The 25250-nt window shown below is 51.7% G+C and carries 31 protein-coding genes; 10 read left to right on the forward strand and 21 right to left on the reverse strand.

All coding sequences use genetic code 11. The features are described 5' to 3' along the window. The first annotated feature begins 94 nt into the window (after window positions 1–94). Both HV302_RS09785 and HV302_RS09790 read left to right on the forward strand, forming a co-directional pair. On the forward strand, window positions 95–1006 hold the full coding sequence (locus HV302_RS09785; protein WP_016156847.1) for a DUF808 domain-containing protein: 912 nt from the start codon (window positions 95–97) through the stop codon (window positions 1004–1006). A gap of 77 nt (window positions 1007–1083) precedes the next feature. After that, on the forward strand, window positions 1084–1266 hold the full coding sequence (locus tag HV302_RS09790) for a YodC family protein (protein WP_016153498.1): 183 nt from the start codon (window positions 1084–1086) through the stop codon (window positions 1264–1266). A gap of 206 nt (window positions 1267–1472) precedes the next feature. Here the strand turns inward: HV302_RS09790 and yodD are convergent, their stop codons facing one another. Continuing rightward, window positions 1473–1700 (reverse strand): YodD family peroxide/acid resistance protein, encoded by a 228-nt coding sequence (gene yodD, locus HV302_RS09795; protein ID WP_003030417.1) that lies wholly within the window; start codon window positions 1698–1700, stop codon window positions 1473–1475. A 163-nt stretch (window positions 1701–1863) separates the two neighbouring features. On the opposite strand from yodD, the gene dsrB reads away from it, so the two are divergent. Continuing rightward, window positions 1864–2052: a protein DsrB gene (gene dsrB, locus HV302_RS09800; RefSeq protein ID WP_003030419.1), complete on the forward strand. Its 189-nt coding sequence runs from the start codon at window positions 1864–1866 to the stop codon at window positions 2050–2052. 54 nt (window positions 2053–2106) lie between these two features. Here the strand turns inward: dsrB and rcsA are convergent, their stop codons facing one another. The 14 genes from rcsA to fliF all read right to left on the reverse strand — a co-directional run bounded on the left by rcsA (window position 2107) and on the right by fliF (window position 13614). After that, window positions 2107–2730: a transcriptional regulator RcsA gene (gene rcsA, locus HV302_RS09805; protein WP_016153497.1), complete on the reverse strand. Its 624-nt coding sequence runs from the start codon at window positions 2728–2730 to the stop codon at window positions 2107–2109. Between the two features lie 289 nt (window positions 2731–3019). Continuing rightward, the gene (fliR, locus tag HV302_RS09810; protein ID WP_181627270.1) at window positions 3020–3805 is read right to left on the reverse strand and encodes a flagellar biosynthetic protein FliR; all 786 of its coding nucleotides are present in this window, start codon (window positions 3803–3805) and stop codon (window positions 3020–3022) included. Between the two features lie 8 nt (window positions 3806–3813). Next, a complete protein-coding gene (gene fliQ / locus HV302_RS09815) occupies window positions 3814–4083 on the reverse strand; it encodes a flagellar biosynthesis protein FliQ (protein WP_003030425.1) in 270 nt (89 codons plus the stop codon). A gap of 9 nt (window positions 4084–4092) precedes the next feature. After that, the gene (fliP, locus tag HV302_RS09820; RefSeq protein WP_181627271.1) at window positions 4093–4830 is read right to left on the reverse strand and encodes a flagellar type III secretion system pore protein FliP; all 738 of its coding nucleotides are present in this window, start codon (window positions 4828–4830) and stop codon (window positions 4093–4095) included. Next, on the reverse strand, window positions 4830–5207 hold the full coding sequence (fliO, locus tag HV302_RS09825) for a flagellar biosynthetic protein FliO (protein WP_103847937.1): 378 nt from the start codon (window positions 5205–5207) through the stop codon (window positions 4830–4832). Before fliO ends, fliP begins: the two co-directional genes overlap by 1 nt. Further along, window positions 5207–5620: a flagellar motor switch protein FliN gene (gene fliN, locus HV302_RS09830; RefSeq protein WP_003030433.1), complete on the reverse strand. Its 414-nt coding sequence runs from the start codon at window positions 5618–5620 to the stop codon at window positions 5207–5209. The genes fliO and fliN overlap by 1 nt, the downstream gene beginning before the upstream one ends. Continuing rightward, window positions 5617–6621: a flagellar motor switch protein FliM gene (gene fliM, locus HV302_RS09835; protein WP_003030434.1), complete on the reverse strand. Its 1005-nt coding sequence runs from the start codon at window positions 6619–6621 to the stop codon at window positions 5617–5619. The genes fliN and fliM overlap by 4 nt, the downstream gene beginning before the upstream one ends. Before the next feature lie 4 nt (window positions 6622–6625). Next, window positions 6626–7093 carry a flagellar basal body-associated protein FliL gene (gene fliL, locus HV302_RS09840; RefSeq protein WP_016153493.1) on the reverse strand — a complete coding sequence of 156 codons (468 nt, stop codon included), beginning with the start codon at window positions 7091–7093 and terminating at the stop codon, window positions 6626–6628. Between the two features lie 104 nt (window positions 7094–7197). Continuing rightward, complete coding sequence (fliK, locus tag HV302_RS09845; RefSeq protein ID WP_181627272.1) at window positions 7198–8412, reverse strand: flagellar hook length control protein FliK; 1215 nt, start codon at window positions 8410–8412, stop codon at window positions 7198–7200. Next, on the reverse strand, window positions 8409–8852 hold the full coding sequence (gene fliJ, locus HV302_RS09850; protein ID WP_016153491.1) for a flagellar export protein FliJ: 444 nt from the start codon (window positions 8850–8852) through the stop codon (window positions 8409–8411). Before fliJ ends, fliK begins: the two co-directional genes overlap by 4 nt. A gap of 21 nt (window positions 8853–8873) precedes the next feature. Then, the gene (fliI, locus tag HV302_RS09855) at window positions 8874–10244 is read right to left on the reverse strand and encodes a flagellar protein export ATPase FliI (protein WP_016153490.1); all 1371 of its coding nucleotides are present in this window, start codon (window positions 10242–10244) and stop codon (window positions 8874–8876) included. Beyond that, window positions 10244–10951 (reverse strand): flagellar assembly protein FliH, encoded by a 708-nt coding sequence (gene fliH, locus HV302_RS09860; RefSeq protein ID WP_046274966.1) that lies wholly within the window; start codon window positions 10949–10951, stop codon window positions 10244–10246. The genes fliI and fliH overlap by 1 nt, the downstream gene beginning before the upstream one ends. Beyond that, the gene (fliG, locus tag HV302_RS09865) at window positions 10944–11939 is read right to left on the reverse strand and encodes a flagellar motor switch protein FliG (RefSeq protein WP_016153488.1); all 996 of its coding nucleotides are present in this window, start codon (window positions 11937–11939) and stop codon (window positions 10944–10946) included. The genes fliH and fliG overlap by 8 nt, the downstream gene beginning before the upstream one ends. After that, window positions 11932–13614 carry a flagellar basal-body MS-ring/collar protein FliF gene (gene fliF, locus HV302_RS09870; protein WP_181627273.1) on the reverse strand — a complete coding sequence of 561 codons (1683 nt, stop codon included), beginning with the start codon at window positions 13612–13614 and terminating at the stop codon, window positions 11932–11934. The genes fliG and fliF overlap by 8 nt, the downstream gene beginning before the upstream one ends. Before the next feature lie 216 nt (window positions 13615–13830). Between fliF and fliE the strand changes: the two genes are divergently transcribed. Then, entirely contained in the window at window positions 13831–14145 is a 315-nt protein-coding gene (fliE, locus tag HV302_RS09875) for a flagellar hook-basal body complex protein FliE (protein ID WP_016153486.1), read from the forward strand. 45 nt (window positions 14146–14190) lie between these two features. On the opposite strand, the gene yedF is transcribed toward fliE, so the two are convergent. After that, the gene (yedF, locus tag HV302_RS09880; RefSeq protein WP_000790504.1) at window positions 14191–14424 is read right to left on the reverse strand and encodes a sulfurtransferase-like selenium metabolism protein YedF; all 234 of its coding nucleotides are present in this window, start codon (window positions 14422–14424) and stop codon (window positions 14191–14193) included. After that, the gene (gene yedE / locus HV302_RS09885; protein ID WP_019077070.1) at window positions 14421–15626 is read right to left on the reverse strand and encodes a selenium metabolism membrane protein YedE/FdhT; all 1206 of its coding nucleotides are present in this window, start codon (window positions 15624–15626) and stop codon (window positions 14421–14423) included. The genes yedF and yedE overlap by 4 nt, the downstream gene beginning before the upstream one ends. Before the next feature lie 185 nt (window positions 15627–15811). On the opposite strand from yedE, the gene yedD reads away from it, so the two are divergent. After that, window positions 15812–16225, forward strand: a complete 414-nt coding sequence (yedD, locus tag HV302_RS09890; RefSeq protein WP_137352194.1) for a lipoprotein YedD — start codon at window positions 15812–15814, stop codon at window positions 16223–16225. Between the two features lie 40 nt (window positions 16226–16265). On the opposite strand, the gene amyA is transcribed toward yedD, so the two are convergent. The 4 genes from amyA to fliD all read right to left on the reverse strand — a co-directional run bounded on the left by amyA (window position 16266) and on the right by fliD (window position 20016). Continuing rightward, window positions 16266–17753, reverse strand: coding sequence for an alpha-amylase (amyA, locus tag HV302_RS09895; protein WP_181599158.1), 1488 nt, complete (start codon window positions 17751–17753; stop codon window positions 16266–16268). A 68-nt stretch (window positions 17754–17821) separates the two neighbouring features. Continuing rightward, the gene (gene fliT / locus HV302_RS09900) at window positions 17822–18193 is read right to left on the reverse strand and encodes a flagella biosynthesis regulatory protein FliT (protein ID WP_003030458.1); all 372 of its coding nucleotides are present in this window, start codon (window positions 18191–18193) and stop codon (window positions 17822–17824) included. Then, a complete protein-coding gene (gene fliS, locus HV302_RS09905) occupies window positions 18193–18600 on the reverse strand; it encodes a flagellar export chaperone FliS (protein WP_181627274.1) in 408 nt (135 codons plus the stop codon). Before fliS ends, fliT begins: the two co-directional genes overlap by 1 nt. A 15-nt stretch (window positions 18601–18615) precedes the next feature. Beyond that, window positions 18616–20016 carry a flagellar filament capping protein FliD gene (gene fliD, locus HV302_RS09910; RefSeq protein WP_153646347.1) on the reverse strand — a complete coding sequence of 467 codons (1401 nt, stop codon included), beginning with the start codon at window positions 20014–20016 and terminating at the stop codon, window positions 18616–18618. A gap of 255 nt (window positions 20017–20271) precedes the next feature. Between fliD and HV302_RS09915 the strand changes: the two genes are divergently transcribed. The 5 genes from HV302_RS09915 to tcyJ all read left to right on the forward strand — a co-directional run bounded on the left by HV302_RS09915 (window position 20272) and on the right by tcyJ (window position 25156). Further along, on the forward strand, window positions 20272–21453 hold the full coding sequence (locus tag HV302_RS09915; protein WP_181627275.1) for a FliC/FljB family flagellin: 1182 nt from the start codon (window positions 20272–20274) through the stop codon (window positions 21451–21453). An 81-nt stretch (window positions 21454–21534) separates the two neighbouring features. Then, window positions 21535–22731 (forward strand): flagellin lysine-N-methylase, encoded by a 1197-nt coding sequence (gene fliB / locus HV302_RS09920; RefSeq protein ID WP_181627276.1) that lies wholly within the window; start codon window positions 21535–21537, stop codon window positions 22729–22731. Between the two features lie 195 nt (window positions 22732–22926). Next, window positions 22927–23646 carry an RNA polymerase sigma factor FliA gene (gene fliA, locus HV302_RS09925; protein ID WP_016153479.1) on the forward strand — a complete coding sequence of 240 codons (720 nt, stop codon included), beginning with the start codon at window positions 22927–22929 and terminating at the stop codon, window positions 23644–23646. Between the two features lie 57 nt (window positions 23647–23703). After that, on the forward strand, window positions 23704–24255 hold the full coding sequence (gene fliZ, locus HV302_RS09930) for a flagella biosynthesis regulatory protein FliZ (protein ID WP_016153478.1): 552 nt from the start codon (window positions 23704–23706) through the stop codon (window positions 24253–24255). Window positions 24256–24355: 100 nt separating this feature from the next. Further along, window positions 24356–25156: a cystine ABC transporter substrate-binding protein gene (gene tcyJ, locus HV302_RS09935; protein ID WP_016156835.1), complete on the forward strand. Its 801-nt coding sequence runs from the start codon at window positions 24356–24358 to the stop codon at window positions 25154–25156. Window positions 25157–25250 lie beyond the last annotated feature (94 nt).

Raw genomic sequence — 25250 nt, forward strand, 5'->3', positions numbered from 1 at the left:
GTTAAAAATTTGTTGACCAGAAAGGTCAGTTTCAGCATTGCGTGTTTTACTTCATACTTATGACTGCAAAAAAATAATATTGAGGGTAAAAATTTTGGCAGGAAGTAGCTTATTGACCTTACTCGATGATATCGCCACTTTGCTGGATGATATCTCTGTCATGGGAAAACTGGCCGCGAAAAAAACCGCGGGTGTGCTGGGCGATGATCTGTCGCTTAACGCGCAGCAGGTGTCGGGTGTGCGGGCGAACCGTGAACTCCCGGTGGTCTGGAGCGTAGCGAAAGGATCGTTTGTTAACAAAGTTATCCTTGTGCCGTTGGCGCTATTGATAAGCGCCTTCATTCCCTGGGCGATCACCCCCTTATTAATGGTAGGCGGGGCGTTCCTCTGTTTTGAAGGTGTAGAAAAAGTTCTCCATACCCTGGAAGCGCGTAAGCACAAAGAAACCCCGGAAGAGCGTCAGCAGCGTCTGACATCTTTGGCAGCGCAGGATCCACTCACCTTTGAGAAAGACAAAATCAAAGGGGCGATACGTACCGACTTTATTTTATCTGCTGAGATTGTCGCGATTACGCTGGGGATTGTAGCGGATGCGCCATTGTTGAATCAGGTGTTGGTGTTATCTGGCATCGCGTTAGTGGTGACAGTGGGGGTCTACGGCCTGGTCGGGATTATCGTTAAGCTCGATGATATCGGATACTGGTTGGCAGAAAAGCGCAGTACGCTGGCCCAGTCGCTGGGTAAAGGATTGCTGGTCGTTGCCCCCTGGCTTATGAAAACACTTTCCGTGGTCGGCACGCTGGCGATGTTTTTGGTTGGCGGCGGAATTGTGGTGCACGGAATAACACCGCTGCATCATGCGATTGAACATTTTGCCCAACAGCAAAGTGCATTGATTGCGCTGATGCTTCCGACCCTGCTGAATCTGGTGCTCGGTTTTATCATTGGCGCAATAGTGGTGCTGCTGGTGAAAGGTGTCGCCAGAGTGCGCGGAGTTTCGCACTAATTGTCGCAGGGTTGATTACGCAAAACCCTTCTTTGTCGTCTAAGGTGTAAAGGTTTCTCTTGATACAGGAGGCAGGTATGGTCTTTTCTGTCAGTGAGGAAGTCACCTCCAAAGAGGGTGGCCCACGTATGATCGTTACCGGGTATGCCAGCGGAATGGTGGAGTGTCGCTGGTACGACGGCTTTGGCGTCAAACGGGAAGCATTCCGTGAAGATGAACTGGTGCCGGGCGAGCGAAGAAAACTCTGCCAGGATGCCTGAACACCTGGGGTGCGCGTAACCGGGTGATCTTTCAATCATTAGTTATATTTATCATTTTAGTGAGAATTATTTACTTGTCAGGCAAAAAAATTGCAGATAAGGTTTGTTTCACATCAGATTTCCTGGTGTAACGAATTTTCAAGTGCTTCTTGCATAAGCAAGCTTGATCCCGACCCGATAAGGGCCGGGATTTTTTTCGCCCTCAGTCAGCGATTGATCTCCGACACGCTAAAATCATGGATATCCAGCTCGAACGCGTCGGCCAGTTCATGCCACGTGTGGTAATCACGTCCGTCGACGCTGACGCGTTCCGGGTCATCCTGACTGCGATGAATTTCACTCTCGCAGATTTCGTTGATTGCCTTCAGTAGCGCGTCCACATCGACGCTGACTTCACGTTTGGCCGTATCGCTGTACTCTTTCGCGGTTTTCATCCTCATACCTCTCAACCGTTAAGGATACCGGGGGAGCGCATCCAAACATCAGATACGCACAACTTAAGTATAGACCGTCGATAAAACCCGCAATCGCGCGAGGCGGGCGCTGCCAGAAAAAGGAAATTGTTCTACACTGGCACAAAGCCACAGGAGGAAAACTATGAAGGTGAATGATCGGGTCACAGTCAAAACGGACGGCGGTCCTCGTCGACCGGGCGTGGTACTGGCTATCGAAGAGTTTAGTGAAGGCACCATGTACCTGGTTTCGCTGGAAGACTACCCGCTCGGTATCTGGTTCTTTAATGAGTCAGGTCATCAGGATGGTATCTTCGTGGAAAAAGTAGAATAAGGTGAGTTTTGCTGCATGATCCTGACTGGTGGATTCGCCACCAGTCAGAACGTGTTAGCGCGTATTCACAAAGATACCATTGGTAACGTTATCGGTGAGTCTCACAACGTGATAGATAACTTGCTTATTATGCGTCTTTATCTTTCGTTTTATATTCCCCTTATGGGATGACACGGTCTTGGCCTTGATATTCATTTGGTCGGATATCTGTATTGTTCCCTGACCCTCCATCCACATGCGTAGCATGCTGGACTCGGTACGGCTCAATGATAATGTCGGTAGATTCACATCAATGACAAAATCTACTTCTTTTTTCAGAATATCGCCAAGGAGTTCATCCAGTGAATCTGGTTTAATCGACTTAGAACTAATCAATAAATTTTTTCTTACTAATAGATACTCATCAAAATGCACGTTGGCAATTGCCATAAACACAATAAATAATGTGCCGGGATGCTGATTAATGATTTGCTTTATTTGCTGGCTATTAGCAGGATCGTGGATAAAGCAGTCCTCATTAATAAACACCACAGCGGGCTGTTGAGAGACACAGGCGAGACTGAGCTCCTCAACGTTGGAAATGTTGTTGATTTCCCTTTTCTTCACCCCCCGACTTACCAGATATCCGGTCAACCCTAGCCGGGTGTAACTGCACAAATCCATAATAATCGTTGACATGGCATACCCTCACTCAATGCGTAACGATAATTCCCCTTACCTGATTATTTTCATCACAACTAAACGGAATAATAACGACCCAAGATGACGCTTTCGCTGTTTTTCAGGCGAAATTACTATCCCGTAAAGTTGCGTATAATTTGCCAGGAAACATCTTAAAGTAAAGTAAATGTTGCGTTATGTGAGTGAGTCAATAATAAATAAACCGCGACAGCGATATCCTGGTGGATGTTGTCGCTTTTTAAATTTAGGACAATCCTTAGTAAAACAGGATAAAAATTAAGGGTTATTATTTTCCGGGCATTTCGCTGACAATATCAGCCAACAAATTAAAAATTTCGCTGAATAATCGCTCGCAGAATGGCGCAATTAATGGCATCAGGGCCGCCATTAATGAAATACCCACGGCGAGGGTGAGTGGAAAACCGATGACGAAAATCGACAGCTGAGGAGCCATGCGATTCAACAGACCGAGTGCGAGGTTTAGGGTGAGTAGCAGCGTCATTATCGGCAGGGCCAACATTAGCCCGTTGAGGAAAATCAGGCTACCCGCCCGCGCCAGCGCGAGAAACGCATTGCTGTTCACCGGATTGCCGCCGATTGGCAAGGTATGAAATGTATCCACCAACAGCGAAATAAGCCACAAATGGCCGTTAAAAGTCAGGAATAACAGCATGGCGAGCATGTCGATCAGTCTCGCCAGTACCGGCATATTCAGACGGCTGCCGGGATCAAAGAAGGTTGCGAAGGAGAGACCCATTTGCAGACCAATTAATTCCCCGGCGGTACGTACTGCCGCGAACGCAAACTGCATAGTGAAGCCCAGAGCGATGCCGATCAGGATTTGTTGCATTGCCTGCCATAGCGCCATGATAGAAAAAATAGGGACGTCTACCGGGGGAATCGACGGAGCGATAACGACGGTTATCATTAACCCCAGCCCCAGTTTTACTCGTTTGGGGATCGCGCGCTCGCTGAGAATCGGAGCCGTTGAGATGAGCGCCAGGATGCGCAGCAAAGGCCAGAAGTAAAGATTCAGCCAGTGGAGCCACTCAACGCTGGTCACCTGCAGCATAATGTCATCTACCCGATGATGTAGGGGATATTGCTGAACAGCGTACGCACGTAGTCGAGCAGCAGGTTAAGCATCCACGGGCCGGCAACAATGATGGCAATAAAAACCGCGACAATTTTGGGAATGAAGGACAGCGTCATTTCGTTTATCTGGGTCGCCGCCTGCAAAATACTGATGATAAGACCTGTGACGAGGGCGACCAACAGCAAAGGCGCGGCAAGGGCCAGGGCGACTTTCATCGCCTCTGTGCCCATCATCATGACCGATTCAGGTGTCATTTCGCGCCTCTAACTGTAAAAGCTTTGAGCTAGCGAGCGGACAAGCAACTGCCAACCGTCTACCAACACAAACAGCATCAGCTTGAACGGTAGCGCGATCGTGGCCGGGGGGACCATCATCATCCCGAGCGCCATCAGCACGCTGGCGATGACCAGGTCGATAATCAGAAACGGAATAAAAATGGTAAAGCCTATCTGGAATGCCGTTTTCAGCTCGCTGGTGACATAGGCTGGAAGCAAAATCCGCATCGGTACGGCTTCTGGTCCCTGTAGGGGACCGCTGTTTGCTAAGCGCGCGAAGAGTGCCAGATCGGCTTCACGGGTCTGGCGCAACATAAACTCGCGCAGCGGCTGTGCGCCTTTCTCCATGGCTTCCTGCATAGAGATTTTCTCTTCGCTGAACGGCTGATATGCGTCGACGTAGATTTTGTCGATTACCGGCGACATGATGAAAAAGGTCAAAAATAGCGCCAGACCCAGTAGCACCTGGTTCGGGGGGGCCGAAGGGGTTCCCAGCGCATTTCGTAACAGACCGAAAACGATGATGATGCGGGTGAAGCTGGTCATCATCAATAAAATGGCGGGCAGGAACGTCAGCGAGGTGATAAACACCAGCGTTTGCACGGGCAAAGACCAGCTTTGTCCGCCGCCAGGCAGCGGCTGGCTAACCAGACCCGGGAGCTGAGCGAGGGCTACTGGGCTGAAAAGCCATAAGCCTGCCAGCGTGATGGATAACAAACGGCGCATCAGGATCTCCCGGGACGCTTAAGCAAACTCTTCATCATGGCCTGGAAATCCGCGGGGGAGGCCGGTTTTTCTTCTGTATCAGCAGGCGCCGGGGGCAGGGTGTGCAGCACGTTAATTTGCGAGGCCGTGACGCCCAGTACCAGGCGCGCATCTTCAACCTCAACAATCACCACACGCTCACGTGGACCCAGTGAGGTACTTGCCGCAACTTTCAGTCCGCGCGTACCGGCGCTTTTGGGGGCAAACCCCATACGCTTAATCACCCAGGCTGCAGCCAGGATCAATACGATGATCCCAAGCAGCGCGCCGCTTACCTGAACCAGCGGTGAGCCGGGTACGGCGGCTGGCTGAGAAACTGTAGCCTGGGTATTCATGATTAACGGCTCAGACGGCGCATGCGTTCAGATGGGGTAATAATGTCGGTGATACGTACGCCGTATTTGTCTGCGACAACCACCACTTCACCCTGGGCAATCAGGTAACCGTTGATCAGGATATCCAGCGGCTCGCCCGCCAGCCCATCCAACGCGACGACCGAACCCTGCGTCAGACGCAGCAGCTCTTTGATGGTCATGCGGGTTCGGCCCAATTCGACGGTCAGTTTGACCGGAATGTCCATGATCAGGTCGATGTCCTGCAAGGCACCGCTGACGTCGCCGCCACCTAACTGCTGGAATACCGCATCGGCCGCACTTTTGGTGGGCGTGGTTTTTTGCTCGTTTAACGCGTCAGCCCACAGATCGTCCAATGCACCAGTGTTCTCATCGGACGGATTATTCATATCACTCATTTGGGCTGTTCCTCATTCAGCGAATTCAAAATCGGGTTTATCAGATGTTCTACGCGTAACGCATACTGACCGTTCACCGTGCCATACTGGCTGGTCAGTACAGGCACGCCGTCCACATGAGCAATAATGCGGTCGGGTTTTTCAATCGGCAGTACATCGCCGGGTTTCAGTTTTAAAATCTGGGATAGCCGCAGCGGAATGTCAGCAAAGTTTGCCACCAGCTCCAGCTCAGAATGCTGAACCTGACGCACCAGATTATTGCGCCAGTTCTGATCTTCATTACGCGAGTTTTCCAGCGGCGGGTTCACCAGCAGCTCACGCAACGGTTCAATCATGCTGAATGGCAGACAGATGTTAAATTCACCGGTCAGGTTGCCAATTTCAACGTGGAATGGGGTATTGACCACGATGTCGTTAGGAGACGTGGTGATATTGGTAAATTTCACCTGCATCTCAGAACGAACGTATTCCACTTCCAGCGGATTGATGGCCTTCCACGCGTCGCTGTAGCTTTCCAGCGCCAGCTTCAGCATGCGGTTGATAACGCGCTGTTCGGTATGGGTAAATTCGCGGCCTTCCACTTTCGTCGGGAAGCGGCCATCACCGCCGAACAGGTTATCGACGGCGATAAATACCAGACTCGGTGAGAACACCACCAGACCCGTACCGCGCAGCGGCTTCAGGTGGATTAAGTTCAGGTTGGTCGGAACCGGTAAGTTGCGCGCAAACTCGTGGTATGGCTGGATACGGATCGCACCCACGGTGATATCCGGGCTACGGCGCAACAGGTTAAATAATCCCATACGGAACTGGCGCGCGAAGCGTTCGTTAATGATCTCCAGCGCCTGTAAACGCTCACGTACCACGCGGCGCTGGGTGTTGGGATCGTAAGGACGAATATCGCTTTCTTTTGCGATACCGGAAATGGGTTCGTCTTTAGTTTCGCTATCGCCATTAAGCAATGCGTCGATTTCAGCCTGAGAAAGAATACTGTCGCCCATGTCTTTACCGCAGAATAAAAGCTGTATAAAGAACGTCGGTGACAACCTGTTTGGGTTGCCCAACAACGAGCGGAGTCGCGAGCGTCTCTTTGATGGCGGCAATGAGCTGTTGCTTACCTTCTTCGGTGGCGAGCGTAGCCGCGTTCTGGCGAGAGAACAGCAGCAGCAAGCGGCTGCGCACTTCCGGCAGATATTCGTTAAGACGTGAACGCGTTGCCTCGTCTTTCATGCGCAGCGTGATACCGATATACAGTACACGGTCCGCATCACCCAGATTGACGGTAAAGGTATCCAGCGCAAAGAATACCGGGGCTGGCGGTGGAGCCGGTTCCGCTTTGACGCTGGCGGACGGCTGCTGCTGCATGCGCCAGTAGCTATAACCCGCAGTTGCGCAGGCGGCGAGGGTAATCAATACCAGCAGAGGGATCCAAATAGCGCGTTTACTTTTTTTGTTAATCGCGGAGTCAGTCATCAGATACGGGCTTCCTGTTTCGGTACAGCTTATGGGCTGATTATCCCGTGTCCTGTCCACGACAAAGCGTGGAAAAGACGCGGATAATCATGCTACCTCTGGCGTTAGGCGAAGATGTCTACTGCTCCATCACCGCGTGCTGCGGCTTGCAGTGAGGCTGGCGCTGCCAGTACGGCGTCATCTTCAGCGGCAAAAATGTCTTGTCCCTGAGCGCGACCTGCCTGCTGTTGCTGCCCGGAAGACTGCTGATTACCGGCAAAGCTTTCACTGCTGATACTGCTTTGCCCAAGCTGGATCCCGCTTTCAGCCAACTGCGTACGCAGCATCGGTAACGCAGCTTCCAGCGCAGCGCGCACGTGACTGTGTGGCGATACCATTTGCAACTGCGCGAGATTGTCATCCAGCTTGAGGGAAATGTGCACCTGGCCCAGATCCTGTGGATGCAGACGCAGTTCTGCGCTTTGCTGGCCCTGACGAGTAAACAGAGTGACGTGCTGGCTCAGTGATTGCTGCCATTCCTGGCTACCCAATGGTGCGCTTAGCACTGGTGCGGCGGTCGGTAACGGCTGAGCGTGGGACTGCGGGCCACTTAACGGCGCTGTCGTCATGCCAATGCTGGTCGGCGAAGGGGAGCTTTCAATTTCCGCTCTGGTCGTCGCCGCTGCCGTCAACGGGGTTAATGTCGGATTGTTTGTCTGATCTACGCTGCTGGCAGGCGTTGCAATATCCGCTTTGCCTTTTTTGGCAAAACCTGGCAGCAATTCGCCAGCATTATCGGCGATAGCGCTGTGTACCGAACCTCGTGACAACGCCGAAAGTGTCGCATCAACGGGGGCTGGCGCGCTGTCGACGGCAGGCGTGGTCTGCGGTTGTCCTGGCAGCATGGCGAACAACGCGCTCAGGTTGGCGAGATCCTCATCGCTCAGTGCGGTGTTTTTTTCATCCTGCTGAGCGACTTTGCCCAGAGTCGTCAGGGCATTAACTTTCAGTGAGGGCGTGAGGGCAGACAACAGTTGCTGAGTGTCTGTCATGTCGACAAGAGAAGCATCAGTGTGCATCTCTTTTTGCGCCAGTAGTTCGGTCAACTTGAGCGACGGTGCTGAATCGCCATTTTTTTGCAATAACCCTTTTTGCAGTTTGCTACCGGCCGCCTGTAAGTCGGCAAACGACAGCGGGGCGTCTTTACCCTGCGCGTTGTCCGCACCTAATGCACCCGCCAGCAGCGCTAAAAAATCCTCGGGTGAATCAACCGCTTTGCCTGACTGAAGACCTGCGGCTACGTCGGTGTCGGTGGTAATCAGTTGGGGTAAAGTAATCATTCGGGTTTCCTCATAGCTGCGCGCTGAGCAAATTCATCCATTTTTTTCTGATCCAGGCGGTTTTCGGCCAGTAACGCCGCCGAGGTTTGTCTGTCCTGCAGAGTCTGCCACGCCTGTAAACGTTGTTTTTTGTCGCGCCAACTGTTCAATGCCTGGTCTACTTTCTGCGTCCACTGATTGAGCTGTTGGCGGTGTTGCTCAATCGCTTTTTCCAGCGTCTGAATAAATTGTTGGTAATTGATCCAGCGATTACTGGTAATACCCTGACCCATGTCACTGTTCAGATTGTTGCGGTACTCATGCTGATAATCGATCAGCATTTTCAACTGCTCTTCCGCCTGCTGACAGCCACGACGCATCTCTCCCAATAAGACAGCGGCGTCATCTACCTCTTTTTCAGCCAGGTCTTTCAGTGTGGCTAATGCACCATGTTGTGCCATGACCTATGCTCTCCTGCTTACTCACACACCAGGGAAAATCAGTTCTAACGCGTGCAGAGAATCTTCCCAGTCCGCTCGTTCAAAAATGCCTTGCTGTAAGAATGCTTCCAGCTGTGGCCATAGGGCGATGGCTTTATCCAGCATGGGATCGCTGCCTTTGGCATACGCCCCCACGCTGACCAGATCGCGGTTGCGCTGGAAGCTGGATAGCAGCTGTTTAAAGTTACGTACCCGCGCATAGTGTTGTTCACTAATAAGCGCGGTCATGGCGCGACTGATCGAGGCTTCAATATCGATGGCCGGATAGTGACCCGCTTCGGCCAGATGACGGGACAGCACAATGTGGCCGTCCAGAATCGCGCGCGCGGAATCCGCAATGGGGTCCTGCTGGTCGTCACCTTCGGTCAGTACCGTGTAAAACGCGGTAACGGAACCGCCGCCGTGAATACCGTTCCCGGCACGTTCGACCAGTGCCGGTAATTTGGCGAATACTGAGGGGGGATAACCTTTCGTTGCCGGCGGCTCTCCGATCGCCAGGGCGATCTCACGTTGCGCCATCGCGTAGCGGGTGAGGGAATCCATAATCAGCAATACGTGCTGTCCACGATCGCGAAAATCTTCGGCGATACGCGTGGCATAGGCCGCACCTTGCATACGTAACAGCGGCGAGACATCTGCGGGAGCAGCAATCACCACCGAGCGCGCACGACCGTCGGTACCGAGAATATTTTCAATAAAATCTTTAACTTCACGACCACGTTCGCCAATCAGACCTACGACGATAACATCGGCCTGGGTATAGCGCGCCATCATGCCGAGCAGAACGCTTTTACCGACACCGGAGCCCGCGAAAAGTCCCATACGCTGACCGCGACCGACGGTTAACAACGCGTTGATGGGGCGTACGCCGGTATCCAGGACGTGTTCAATCGCGGTGCGTTGTAGCGGGTTAAACGGCGGCGTAATCAGTGCCCCGGTTTCGGTGGTATCCGGGGCGGGCAGACCGTCGAGCGGTTTTCCGCTACCGTCAAGCACACGACCCAGCAATGCAGGACCAAGCGGTAATTGCTTCCCGCTTTGCAGACCTTCTCCGGCAATGTTCTTCGCGTAAACGCGCGCGCCGGGCAGAACGCCTTCAACCTCTTCGAGGGGCATCAGAAACAGACGCTGACCGTTAAAGCCCACGACTTCACTTTCGACCTCCTGGGTTTCGTTGCCGTCCTGGCGTTCAATAACGCAGGTGGCGCCCAGCGGCAACTGTAATCCCGTGGCCTCCAGCACCAGCCCAGTGGCGCGGGTCAGGCGACCGTAACGGCGCACCGCAGGCAGCAGCGACATTTTCTCTTCGAAGCTGTCCAGCGTGTTGAGCCAGCGAGTCAGGCGAGTGGTCATTACACGACTCCCGGCGCTGCCAGACGGCAGAGTTCTTGCCAGCGCGTGGCAACGCTGGCATCCAGATCGCCTTCATCGGCAGAGACTTTACAGCCGCCGTGATGCAGCGTCGGATCGCCGCGCAGCCGCCAGCCGTGCAGGCTGAGGGTCGCACCGAGCATCTCCTCTACACGCTGGAGATCGTCCGGATGTACGCGTAGCTGCGGTTTACCGCTAAACAGCGGTTCTTGCTGCAACAGCTGTTGGATTTGTTTAATCAGCGCAGCGTTATCCACAATAGGCGTCTGACCTATAACCTGACGCGCAGCTTCCAGCGCCATTTGCATCAGACGCGAGGCAATGACGCTGTCCAGCGCGTCCAGCGTATTCTGAAACTCGCTCACCAGTTGCTGCATGCGGGCGTGGATCGGCGCATGCTGAGCGCGCGCCTGGTTCTGGCCTTGCTCCAGCCCCTGACTCAGGCCTTCCTGATAACCTTGTTCGTGGCCTTTTTGTCGACCTTCCGCCAGACCCGCGTTATAACCTTGCTCATGGGCCTGCAGTTGCAGCTGTGCGAGCTGCTGTTCAAGCTGTTGCTCTGCGGAAAGCTCTGGTTCTTCTGTTTCTTCTGACAGCGGGGTTTCGCTGTGGTCAGCCAGGACGAACTCCGCCATCGGTGGGGCGAGGTCGTCCGGGGTCCAGACTTTCCACGGCAGTTCGTTAGACATAGGTATCCTCGCCGCTGCCTATCACCATCTCGCCGGTTTCCGCCAGACGACGCACAATAAGCAGAATGGCTTTCTGTTCGTTTTCCACCTGCGACAAACGCACCGGACCGCGGTTGGCGAGGTCGTCGCGCAGAATATCGGCAGCACGTTGCGACATGTTGCGCAGGAACTTCTCGCGCAGCGGCTGTTCGGCACCTTTCAAGGCAATCAGCAACGATTCGGAATCCACTTCCTGCAGCAGGCGCTGGATACTGCGATCGTCGACATCCACCAGGTTCTCGAACAGGAACATCTCGTCGATAATTTTCTGCGCCAGCTCGCCGTCGAATTCGCGTACGGCGGTAATAACCGCTTCTTCCTGCTGGGTTTTCATCAGGTTGATAATTTCTGCCGCCGTTCTCACGCCGCCCATTTTGCTGCGCTTGAGGTTCTGGCCATCGAGTAGGCCGTTGAGTACCTCGGTCAGTTCTGCCAGCGCGGCAGGCTGTACGCCGCCAAAGGTGGCGATACGCAGCATCACGTCGTGACGTAAACGCTCGTCGAACAGCGCAAGAATATCGGCGGCCTGGCCCCGCTTGAGGTGCACCAGAATGGTGGCGATAATCTGCGGATGCTCGTCGCGGATAAGGTCGGCGGCGCTTTGCGGCTCCATAAAGTTAAGCGTTTCAATGCCGCTGGTGGTATCGCGGGTTTCCAGAATATCTTCCAGCAGACTGGAGGCACGTTCCTCGCCCAGCGCTTTCACCAGCACGGAGCGCAGATATTCGTTGGCGTTGATATTCAGCGCGGCAAACTGTTCGGCTTCTTGTTCAAATTCGGCCAGCACTTCCGTCAACTGCTTGTTGGAAATCTGGCGAACGTTGGCCATCGCCGTACTGAGCGCCTGAACTTCGCGCGTGGAAAGGTGCTTAAACACTTCCGCCGCGCGATCTTCGCCAATGGTCATCAGCAGGATGACGCTTTTATCGGTACCGGTAAGATTACTCATGATCGTTACTCATCCACTGGCGAATGACCAGCGCCACGACGCGCGGATCGTTATCTGACATTTCACGAATACGCTGACTCATGACTTCTGCTCCCAGACGCTGATTAGTACGACGCTGCTGGGTTTGTTCGTCTTTGCTGAGGCGAACTTCTACCGCTTCTTCGGTTTCCTGACGGACACGCGTTTGTTCTTGTACGGCTTTCGCTTCTTCGCTGCGACGGACCAACTGCGGACGAACGGCTTTCCGCCACAGGATCCACGCCACCAACAGAACCAGCAACCAACGACCTGCGGACATTAACTGATCAATAAAGAACGGCTGTTTCCAGAACGGTAGCTCGCCAGTGGAATCGTCGGTCGCCGTGAAGGGAGAGTTCACCACGTTCAGGGTATCGCCACGTTTGTCGGAGAATCCCATCGCTTCGCGGGTCAGATCCTCAATCTGTTTCATCTGCTCGGCGGTTAACGGCAACGGTTTGCCGTCTGGTAACGTTTTGTAGTTGACCACGACAGCCACCGAGAGACGCTGCACATCGCCAACGTTCATTTTGGTATGGCGAATGGTGCGGTCAACTTCATAGTTGCTGGTTTCATTGCGCTGAGTATTGCGCGGGCCGGCATTATTACTGTTATTCGCCGTCTGTGCGTTTTGCGTATTTTGCGCGTTTTGCTGATTAGCGGGTGGGTTGGCGATTGGCGCAGTATTTGCCGGAGCGGGCTGATTTGACAACGCGCCCGGTACGCCGCCTGGTGCTCCGCTACCGACCTGCTCACTGACGTTCAACTGACGAGAACGCAGCACGGCCTGGGACTCATCACCGTTTGGACGGTACTGTTCTTCGGTTTGCTCTTTGTTGGCAAAATCCAGCTGCGCGGTGACCTGCGCATGTACGTTACCGTTGCCGACAATCGGCGACAGAATTGATTCGATACGGCGCTGAACGCGGCCTTCGACGTCGCTGGCGTATTTCAGCTGCGCATCGTTAAGATCGCGGCTACTGGTATTCGACTGGGTTAACAGATGCCCCGCCTGGTCGACCAGCGTAACGTTGCCCGGCGGCAAGCCTGCAACAGCGCTGGAAACCAGATGCGTGACCGCACTGATCTGACCTTCATCCAGCGCGCGACCCGGTTCCAGGTTGACGGTGACGGAGGCTGAAGGCGCTTTTTGCTCACGCACAAACAGCGACGGTTTCGGCATAGCCAGATGTACGCGGGCGCGTTTTACCGGTCCCAACGTTTCAATCGTACGGGCTAATTCACCTTCCAGCGCGCGCTGGTAGTTGACCTGCTCGCTAAACTGGCTGATACCAAATTTTTCCTGATCCAGCAGTTCAAAACCCACCGCGCCGCCTTTGGGCAGACCTTGCTGCGCCAGACGTAAACGCAGTTCGTGGACTTTATCGGCAGGAACTTCAATGGCGCCGCTTCCCTCAGTAAAACGGTAAGGAACGTTCATCTGCGTCAGTTGGGTGACGATCGCGCCACCATCCTGATCGGAAAGATTGCTGAACAGCGTGCGGTAGTCAGGTGCTTTGGCCCACAGGACCATCGCCACGATGATCGCGACGGCAGCGGCTCCCGCCACAATCAGAGGAATTCTGGGATTCGCGCGCAGGCGGTTTAACCACTCGAGAGGTTTAAGCTGGGTTGCAGTCGATGCTGTCGCACTCATCTCGCACCTCGTGGCTTATCGTGGACGGCGTTTTTTGCAAAGTGGAACAAGACTCACTCCCGGGTCAGCAAACTCGAAAAATTGACGGTCTCATTATTTGCGGTTTCGAATTTTTCTATGCGTTAAAAACCGTGGTTTTTTATCGTTATTTAACGCCTTTATCTTATTGACTAACTGGTAATCTCAACTACGTAAAAAATTATCCAGGGGATCAGAATGTCGGCAATACAGGGGATTGAAGGGGTCATCAGCCAGCTACAGACCACGGCGATGTCAGCAAAAATGCAGGATATGCAGCCACAACCGACCGTGAGCTTTGCCGGTCAACTGCATGCGGCGTTAGACAGGATCAGCGATGTACAAACCGCGTCCCGTGTGCAGGCTGAGAAATTTACCCTCGGTGAACCGGGTATTGCGCTGAACGATGTGATGACCGATATGCAAAAAGCGTCGGTATCGATGCAGATGGGGATCCAGGTGCGCAACAAACTGGTGTCGGCGTATCAGGAAGTGATGTCGATGCAGGTGTAGCAAGCCGAACATTCTCCCGCTGCGTCGGGCAACGGGAGAATCGCATTACTTCTGAATTAAATAACGAATCGTTGGACCATCCTGCTGAATATCCAGCACCGTGTAGCCGTGATTACGCGCATCCAGTGGAATATTGTTGATTGACTGCGGGCAATCGCTCACCACTTCCAGAATCTCACCTTTCTTCAATTGCGGCATCGCTTCCAGTGTGGCGACAGCCGGGTACGGACACGGCTCGCCGACCATATCGAGGCGATAATCAGGCACGATATTTTTCATACAGACTCCTTGGCAGGCGTCAGCCCAGCGCGACGGAAGAAGCGTTTTTCCCAGCCGATGATGAGCATCAGCGCGGTAAATAACAGCAGATAGGTTACCAGCAGGCCACCGAGCGGGCCGAAGGTGTTGAGCAGATTCACTTTGTCCCAATTGGTGGCAAGCGCGGGAGCAAAATCATCCCAGTAGTAGGCCAGAATGGTCGAGCCAATAACGTTGCCCAGACCCACCCACCAGTAATGCACCTGGCCTTCAACGGCGCGGTACATCCAGCCCGTTTCACACCCGCCCGCCAGAACAATGCCGAAGCCGAACAGCAAGCCGCCGATCACCGCATTCGGACCTGCCCACATGATTTTAGGCTCGACGCCCAGTTGCACGTAGCTAAAGATACCGATGGCGCTGACCGCCATCCCGAAGATGATCGCTTTCGCCATATGGGTGCGACCGGAAATCCACAGATCGCGGAAGGCGGAGGTGAAGCAGATTTGCGCCCGCTCAATCAGCAGCCCGAACCCGACGCCAAACAGCATGGCCAAACCAAGTTTGGGCTTATCCATCGCAGTGAGGAGCGCCCAGCCGATCATGGCGATAAACACCAGCATGCCGAGGCGGAAACGGCGACGGGCCTGATCTGGCTTTTGCGTTAACGGAGAAGCGGCGGAGACTTTCTGCATTTTAACCGGAATACGAAACATCGGCAGCAGGGTAAAGCGTGCGCCAAACCATGAGCCAATAGCCGTTGCCAGGGCGAAAAACCAGGCGTGTAGCGAGAACTGTGGAATACCGGTGAAGAATGCGGCCAGGTTACAGCCCATTGCCAGCCGGGCACCGAATCCGGCAATCATTCCGCCGACTATCGCCTGCATAATGCGCACCCGACTGCGCGGCATGCGTAATTTGACGTTGTTTGCCCACAATGCGGCAGCAAAACAGCCCCCGAACATACCGAGGATCATCATGCCGTCAATGCGGGTCAGGGGTGAGCCTTCGAGATGGATCAGCTTGTAGTATCCCCATTCTTCGGCGTGAACGCCAAACAGTTGCAGGATTTGACCACCCCAGCGAGTGAATTCGCCGGTAACGGCCCAGAAGGTTCCCGTAATGCCGAAATAGTAGGTAGAGAGAATACCCGCTGCGATGACCGCAGGGGCGGGGGCCCAAAATTTAATTAACCAGGCCTGTTTGAAGTGTTGCCATGACATGCGTTGTGCCTCTGAACTCAGAAGGTATGTAACAAGAAGTGAGGATACTACACCGATCAGAATTTTTGACTATGAGTAATAAGAGGTAACACCGTCTGGATCAATCTTTCTCAACCCTGCCGAAAGGCTGGCGACATCAGGCCTTTAATGCCACAATCCCATTTTCTTCGCATGCAGGATGAATGATGAAAAAATTAGCAATCGTTGCTGTATTTCTGGCGCTTACCGGATGCGCCGAAGTAGAAAATTATAACGACGTGGTGAAAACGCCAGCGCCAGACGGTCTGGAAGGATACTGGCAGTCAAAAGGTCCGCAACGCAGTCTGGTGAGCCCGGAAGCGATTGCCAGCCTGGTGGTAACAAAAGAGGGCGACACGCTGGATTGTCGCCAGTGGCAGCGAGTGATCGCGCTGCCGGGGAAACTGACGATGATCTCTGGCGATCTCACCAACGTGACGGTGAAACGCGAGCTGTATGAGATTGAGCGTGAAGGCAATACGCTGGAATATGACGGTATGACGCTGCAGCGGGTCGACCGTCCGACGCAGGAATGTGCTGATGCGCTAAAGAAAACGCCACTGGCCACGCCACTGCCATAAGCTATACGCCCCGGTAGCCAACGGCCACCGGGGTTGAGCTTTATAACACGTCTTCAATTACCCACACGCTGACGCTACCGCCGTTACAATAAAACGTCGCTTCACCGTTCTCATCGGTGACCACGCTTTCTTCGCGATTTCCCAGATAGTCGCGCCAGGTTTTATTCCCGTAATTCGCACCGAGATTGATGGTCTTTTCCCCGTCATCGCCGTTAGACAGAACAACCACACAGCCGGGATCGTCGTCCGTTCCGCTGCGGCTAAAAGCGATACAATTAGGGTGATCGAAAAAGAGCGTCTGTACGCCGTGCGCGAAGCGCTGGCGCGCGAGGATCAGTTCATCAAGCTGTTCAATGATCGGCATGTCGATAGGATAGGTTTCGCCATCACCGCCGGTGTCTTCGTAATGCGCTCCGTAGAGGTCAGGATAAAACACCGACGGTACGCCGTTTTCGCGCAACAGGATCAGCGCATAGGCCAGCGGCTTAAACCACGGTTCGACAGGGGCTTCCAGCGCCTGCAAGGGCTGAGTGTCGTGATTGGCCACCAGGGTGACGGCATGAAATGGATCGGCTTCCACCAGGGTGTCGGTGAAAATCTGACTCATGTCGTAATCGCGTCCCTGACGAGAGGCTTCGTGGAATTTCATCTGTAAAGGGGCGTCGAATAACATGGTTTTCCCCTCCACCTGATTAATGTAGGTTTGCAGCTTGTCGACTTCATGCGACCAGTATTCCGCGACGATAAACAGCGGCTTGGGGGCGACTTCCTGCACATGCTCAATCCACTCTTTATAAAACCATGCCGGAATATGTTTCACGGCATCTAACCGAAAACCGTCACACTGGGTTTGCTCCATCACCCAACGCGCCCAGTATTTGATCTCCTCAGTTACGGCGTGATTGCGAAAATCGATGTTTTCGCCCATCAGATAATCAAAATTACCCAACTCATCATCAACCTGATCGTTCCAGCCTTCGCCGGTGTAGTCGTTCACGATTTTAAAAATGCCGTCTTCGGTTGGGTTTTCGATATGGTCAATACCGCTGAAGCATTTAAAGTCCCAAATGAATTGCGAGTACTGGCCTGCGCGGGCAGGGAAGGTGTAGCGCGTCCAGCCTTCGCATTCGACGATCTCATCGTCTATTTGCGTGCGATCTTCGGCGTTAACCCGCTGGACACGAATATGCTCTTTTTCATCTGCACCCATCTTGTGGTTAACCACCACGTCGAGCAGTACGGCAATATCATTGTGTTTTAGCGCGTCTATCGCCGCCAGCAGCTGGTTTTTATCGCCATATTTGGTAGCGATAGTTCCCTTTTGGTCGAATTCGCCCAGATCAAACAGATCGTAGGAGTCGTAGCCAACGGAATAGCCGCCGGATGCGCCTTTATAAGCGGGAGGTAACCACACCATATTGATGCCGATGTCATTGAGTCCACCTGCGCGTTCGGCAAGTTCGGGCCAGAGTTGACCGCCCTCGGGGTAATACCAGTGAAAATACTGCAATAACGTGGGATTTTTCATCTTCCGTGCTCCAGAAGTCGTTTGGCCGACCTCTGGAGTATGGAAGATTATTCAGACGAGACGGGAAATTATTGTGGGGCAGTGGGGGCGTCGGGAACTAACAGCATGCCGGAAAGACGGCCATAAGCGTTATTTAGCGTCTTTTGGCGCGTCGACTGACCGATGAGATTGCTGAGTTCATCCAGACGCTGCTGTAACAATGTTTTGAGCAGTTGTTCGTTATCCAGCGTCTGTTTAATGTACCCGGCCACTAAATCCTGAATACTTCGCGTAATGCCTGGTGGAGTTTGCTCTTCCATGACCACTTCAATACTTTGCAGATAGGTAACTTCCTGTTCCAGTAAAAGGTCCCATTCACCGCGCTGCGCCAGTTCCAGCAGTGAGTGACTGAGCAGCGCGATGCGCTGCCAACGATTGATAAACTCCACGGCTGAGGTCATTAACGAGACTCCTGGGAAGATGCTTTCGGTGAGATCTGTTTCCAGGCTTCTGCAATGTTGCCGAGTAACCCTTCGACTTCTTCAATGGCCTGACAATCATTACGCAAGTTAGCTTGCAGTAAACGGCGAATCATATAGTCGTACAGTGAAGACAGATTGGTGGCAATTTCGCCGCCATTCTCTTGATCAAGTCCTGCCTTCAGGCCATTGTCGATAATATTAATGGCTTTACTTAACGCTTCACCTTTGGCGACGATATCACCCTGTTGCATAAACAGGCGAGCGCGCACCAGGGCGCTGTTCGCGCCATCAAACAACATTTCAATCAGCTGATGCGGATTTGCGCTCATTACGCCACTCTCTATGCCGACCTGTGCATAGGCTTTGGTACCGCTCGCGGTATACATGCTTACCTCGTGTTATCAGGATTTATTCATCGCCGTAAATTGCTGGCCCAGATAGTTACTAGTGTTATTCAGCTTGCTCATCATGCTATCCAGTTGGGTAAACTGGGCGGTGTAACGCGCAACCATGTCGTCGATACTGGCACTGACGGACAGGTACTGTTTGGTCAGTTTTTTCAGCGTGGCGTTAATGCTGTCTTGTGCGCTGTCGATAATGCCGTCATCAGCCAGGTAGCTTTTCACTTCAGTGGCAATCTTGGTGGTAATACCGGTATCTTTACCGTCGCCAGCCAGCAGTTCGCGAACAGAGGCGGTGTTTTCGTCCAGTGCTTTTTTCAGTTTGGTATTATCGATGGTCATCTTGCCGGTTGTACCATCTTGCTTGATGCCGATTTCATTCAGGGTTTTAAAGGCTCCTTCGCTACCTGAGTTGGCAAACTGGGCGCGAATACCGGTCTGAATGGTACGCACTACGCTATCACCGACCAGCGCGCCGTTATCTTTGTCCTGACCTTCCGCACCTGCGTCTACGGCTTTATATTTGGTCAGCGAATTAAAGGTATCGATAAGCGAGTTATAGGCATCAACCCAGCCTTTAATCGCTTCAGTGGCTTTGTCATTGCTTTTGGTCACGGTTACGCGGACATCAGTGACTTTTTTGGTCAGCTCCAGCGTAACACCCTGCGGGGCATCGGTGACTTTGTTACTCTGACGTTCAATTGGGATCCCGTTCATAGTGAGCTGTGCGTTTTGCGCTTTAACCAACTCAGTCATTTTTCCGGTGCCGGTCGTGCTGTCGTAAGCCAGCAGATCGTTAAGCTTGCTGTCGCCGTCAACAGAGATGGTCATCTTGCTGTCCATACCTTCGGCTGCGGTCAGCACCAGTTTGAACTCGCCGTCTTTCACCTTCACGATACTGGCGGAGATACCGCTATCGGAATCGTTGATCGCCTTACTGATATCGTCCAGCGTGGTTTTGTCTTGGGAGAGTTTAATCTCCAGCGGCTCTTTACGACCCGGCTGCTCAATTTTAATGGTACGCGTGGCGGAACCATCACCCAGCGCCTCTTTGCTGGAAGCAACCGATGAGGTGCTCAGCGACTGTGCCTGTGCCAGTTGCGTGACGCTGATGGTATAAATACCCGGTGCCGCGCCGGCTTCGGTGGTAACTTTCAGATCTTCGCTACTGCTGGTCACATTACTGCTTCTGAACAGTTCTGGTTTATTTAACGCGGTATTGGCCGTCTGGAATTTTTCCAGCGCACTCTTCAGCGTACCGTAAGCCGTCAGGCGTGCGTTATTATCGCTCTGTTGCTGAGTGATTGGATTTAAACGTTTTTTCTCAGCAATAGTCAGGTTGTTTAGCAATGTGTCCAGTGGTAAGCCTGAGCCTACGCCTAATGATGTAAATGAAGCCATGCCCGATTCCTTGTAATTGCAAACAATTGTTAAGCGGGTTATCGGCAATCTGCGCGCAAAGTTTAATGATAGTTTTGTCAAAATAATGCGCGGAATAGTGGTGCATATAGAGGGTATTTCGCGGGCTAAGAAAAAAAACGACAGAAAGTAAAAATTTTCTAAAGTTCGAAATTAAGGTGCCGATACATGGGTTACGGTGAGAAACCGTGGGCAACAGCCCAATAACATCAAGTTGTAATTGATAAGGAAAAGATCATGGCACAAGTCATCAATACAAACAGCCTGTCGCTGTTGACCCAGAATAACCTGAATAAATCTCAGTCTTCTCTGAGCTCCGCTATCGAGCGTCTGTCCTCTGGTCTGCGTATCAACAGCGCGAAAGACGATGCTGCTGGTCAGGCGATTGCTAACCGCTTCACCTCGAACATCAAAGGTCTGACTCAGGCTTCCCGTAACGCCAACGACGGTATCTCCATCGCGCAGACCACTGAAGGTGCTCTGAACGAAATTAACAACAACCTGCAGCGTGTACGTGAACTAACTGTTCAGGCACAGAATGGCACAAACTCTTCAACCGACCTTTCTTCAATCCAAGATGAAATCAAACAGCGTCTGGATGAAATTGATCGTGTTTCAGCACAAACTCAGTTCAATGGTACAAACGTTCTGTCGAAAAACCAGACCCTGTCTATTCAGGTGGGTGCGAATGACAACGAAACGATTGATATTAAACTGAGTGAAGTGACTGCAAGCACTCTAAAATTGTCTGGCTTCAACGTATCTGGCCCGCAGGGGACATTGAAAGCTGTCGATACTAAAGCTATCTGGGGAGCTACCACAAAAGTTGCTACTGCTGAAGCTGATGACGCAAAGAAAGATGCATTAGGAGCAAAATTGGGTCTGGCTGCAGGTAAACTTGCTATTGGTGCTGTTCAGCAAGATGATAAGGGTAACTTGTTTGCTACTGTGACAATTGATGCTTCCGCTCAGGCCGATTTTGATGCGTTGCAGTCTCGTGGTGTAGATGTAAAAAAAGCGGCAGGTCAAGTATTCCAGGTCGCGTTGAACTCTGCTAGTGCGGATGTTACTACAGACCCTACTAAAGCAACATTTACTATCGATGAGGCATCTTTTAATGCCAAGACATTAAAAACAGCAACAACGACTGATCCGCTAAAAACTATTGATGCAGCCTTAGCCGAAGTTGATAAGCAACGTTCTTCATTGGGTGCGATTCAAAACCGTTTTGAATCTGCTATTACCAACTTGGGTAATACAGTAAACAACCTGTCTTCTGCTCGTAGTCGTATCGAAGATTCTGACTACGCGACTGAAGTGTCTAACATGTCTCGTGCGCAAATTCTGCAACAGGCGGGTACCTCCGTTCTGGCCCAGGCTAACCAGACCACGCAAAACGTGCTCTCTTTACTGCGTTAATCTGACGATAGTTTTACAAATAAGTCAGTACAATCAAGGTGGCGAAAGTCACCTTGATTTTTTTTTACCGGAGCAAACGTAATGAAAGAAATTATAATTACTGAACCTGCCTTTGTCGCGGCGTTCAATTGTGTGGGTAGCGAGTGTCGCGACCATTGCTGTAAAGAGTGGGAAATCGCAGTTGATAAGCCAACGGTAAAAAAATATCTGACGAATAAAGATCTATTAATCCAGACCATTGCGAAAGAAAGTGTCCAACTGGTTAAAAAGGACTCGCTCAACTGGGGAAAAATTATATTCTCACCTGAATCCGGCAACTGTCCATATTTTGGTGATGATAAATTGTGCATGGTACATAAGCGGTTGGGGGCGCAAGCACTGAGTAAAACCTGTGCTATTTATCCTCGCTCTTATCGTAGCTATAAAAATGATGTACACCAGTCACTGAATATTTCATGCCCTGAAGTAGTCAGGTTATTGCTTAGCGAACCTGATTCGATGAAATTTAATGAGCGGATTGTGTTGCAACAAAAGTCCAATGCCGCGAAACCGCTTTCGGTGGTGCACAAGGTACTGAGTCTGTTTTGTCTGGATCTAATTGGACGGACTGATATTGAGGTTGAACCCGCGCTTTTTGCCGTGGTGAAGTTCCTGCTGTTCCTCGAAAAAATTGAAACTGTAGATGAATCAACGATTGGGCAGATTGAATCCGTTCATGAGCAATTGGTACAGCAACTACAAAACGGCGAAGTGATGGGTGATATTACTGGCGATTATCGTATCAAAGCGTCGATGACTGTACTAATGCAAAATTATTTCCGTACGAAGTGTTTTTCTCGTGGGAAAAAAGTAATTACGCAATATATTGATTCCCTGCTGCGCATGTTGGCTGTAGAAAACGGGCTAACACTAGAAGATAAAATCGCCGATGTCGAACAAGTATGGAAAAGTATTGTTCTACCCGAAATAGGGAAAACGCCATGTGCGCTTAAAAATTATGTACTTTATAAATTTTGGCAAAATGATTTTCCTAATATGTCGTCGGGAACACCGTTTCGTGGCCTGTATATGATTGTTGCGGAATATTATTTTATCAAACTACTGGTCGCCGCACACGCGAAAGAACATGGATCCGTGCAGTTGGAAGATATTATCAACATCATCTATAGCTTTCACTCTTCAAGCCAACATAGCAAAGCGCTAACAGAGAACTTTTATCGCTACATTGAGAATGTGAGAATGGGAGATGATTTGTCTCTGGTCTCTTTACTGGTATAGCATATTATCGTGAGGTATCTCACAGATGCTTCACGATTTAATTTTTTGATTTTAAAGGTTTTTTGTTTTCTTTCTTCTGTTTGTAGCATTACAAAAGTCAAATAACCCTTCTTTTATAGCCTTATTCCTCCGATAGAACCCCCTGCAGAAACGGATAATCATGCCGATAACTCATTTAACGCAGGGCTGTTTATCGTGAATTCACTGTATACCGCTGAAGGTGTAATGGATAAACACTCGCTGTGGCAGCGTTATGTACCGTTGGTGCGTCACGAAGCATTGCGCCTTCAGGTGCGTTTGCCGGCGAGCGTAGAACTGGATGACCTGCTACAAGCGGGCGGCATCGGGTTATTGAATGCAGTCGACCGATATGACGCTTTGCAAGGAACGGCATTTACCACTTACGCAGTGCAGCGTATTCGTGGGGCGATGCTGGACGAACTACGTAGCCGGGATTGGGTGCCGCGTAGCGTTCGGCGCAATGCTCGCGAAGTGGCACAGGCGATGGGGCAACTGGAGCAGGAATTAGGGCGTAACGCGACGGAAACCGAAGTGGCGGAGCGTCTGGCTATTCCTGTGCAAGAGTATCGTCAGATGTTGCTTGATACCAATAATAGCCAACTCTTCTCCTACGACGAGTGGCGGGAAGAGCATGGCGATAGTATTGAGCTGGTGACGGAAGAACATCAGCAGGAAAACCCGTTACAGCAGCTACTTGAGGGTAACCTCCGCCAGCGCGTGATGGACGCGATCGAAGCGTTGCCGGAACGCGAAAAGCTGGTGTTAACGCTGTACTACCAGGAAGAGCTGAATCTGAAAGAGATTGGCGCGGTACTGGAAGTGGGGGAGTCACGGGTTAGCCAGTTGCACAGTCAGGCCATCAAACGTCTACGCACCAAGCTGGGTAAGCTATAGGGGTACATCATTACCCCTGAACAATGCCGCATTACGAATTGACTACCAGGAGTTCTCATGACGGTGCAGCAATCAAAAAGACGGCCTCTAAGCCGCTACCTCAAAGATTTCAAACACAGCCAGACGCATTGCGCCCATTGCTTTAAGTTGCTCGACAGGATCACACTGGTTCGCCGCGGGCAAATTGTGAATAAAATCGCCATCGCCCGACTGGACACGTTGCTGAATGAAGCAGAGTGGGAACAGGAGAAAAAAGAGTGGGTGGCACTGTGTCGTTTTTGCGGTGATTTGCACTGCAAAGAGCAGAGCGACTTTTTTGACATTATCGGCTTCAAGCAATTTTTATTCGAGCAGACCGAAATGAGTCACGGCACGGTACGCGAATACGTCGTTCGCCTGCGTCGCCTCGGGAATCATCTGACCGAACAAAATATCTCTCACGATCTGCTGCAGGAAGGGTTTCTCGACGAAAACCTTGCCCCGTGGCTACCGGAAACCAGCACCAACAATTACCGCATCGCCTTGCGTAAGTATGAGCAGTTTAAAGCCCATACGCATATGGGACATATGCAGAAATCCTCCTGGACAGCCAGTTCTGATATATATTAAAAACGAATAAGGTGTAACAGAGTCGTGTTTGTGGATCACGGCAAACGCTTTACACTGTAGTCATAAATGATAGTCACTAATGACAATATTCGGGGTAACTATGAAATTAGCACTTCTGGGACGTCAGGCTCTGATGGGTGTAATGGCTGTTGCACTTGTCGCCGGAATGAGCGTGAAGACTTATGCAGATGAAGGTCTGTTAAATAAAGTTAAAGAGCGCGGCACGCTGCTGGTGGGCCTGGAAGGGACCTATCCCCCGTTTAGTTTTCAGGGCGATGACGGCAAGCTGACCGGTTTCGAAGTGGAGTTCGCCGAGGAACTGGCCAAGCATCTTGGGGTGAAAGCCACGCTGAAGCCGACCAAATGGGACGGTATGCTGGCTTCTCTTGATTCCAAACGCATTGACGTGGTCATCAACCAGGTGACTATCTCTGATGATCGTAAGAAAAAATACGATTTTTCTACCCCGTATACGGTCTCTGGTATCCAGGCGCTGGTGAAGAAAGGCAATGAAGGCGTTATTAAGACTGCTGCCGATCTGAAAGGTAAAAAAGTCGGCGTGGGTCTGGGAACCAACTATGAAGAGTGGCTGCGCCAGAACGTGCAGGGTGTGGATATTCGTACCTATGATGATGACCCGACCAAATATCAGGATCTGCGTGTAGGTCGTATCGACGCCATCCTGGTTGACCGTCTGGCCGCGCTGGATCTGGTGAAAAAAACCAAGGATACGCTGGCCGTTACCGGTGAAGCATTCTCCCGCCAGGAGTCCGGCGTGGCGCTGCGTAAAGGCAATGAAGATCTGCTGAAAGCGGTGGATGCAGCCATTGCTGAAATGCAGAAAGACGGTTCGCTGAAAGCCCTGTCTGAAAAATGGTTTGGAGCAGATGTGACGAAATAATCGTCATCTGATGAAAAAAGGCGCCTTTAACAGCGCCTTTTTTTATTTCATTGCGCCTGAACGTGCATAATAAAAGAACATCACAACAACGAAT

The sequence above is a fragment of the Citrobacter sp. RHBSTW-00859 genome, assembly GCF_013729795.1.
Taxonomy (GTDB): Bacteria; Pseudomonadota; Gammaproteobacteria; order Enterobacterales; family Enterobacteriaceae; genus Citrobacter; species Citrobacter braakii.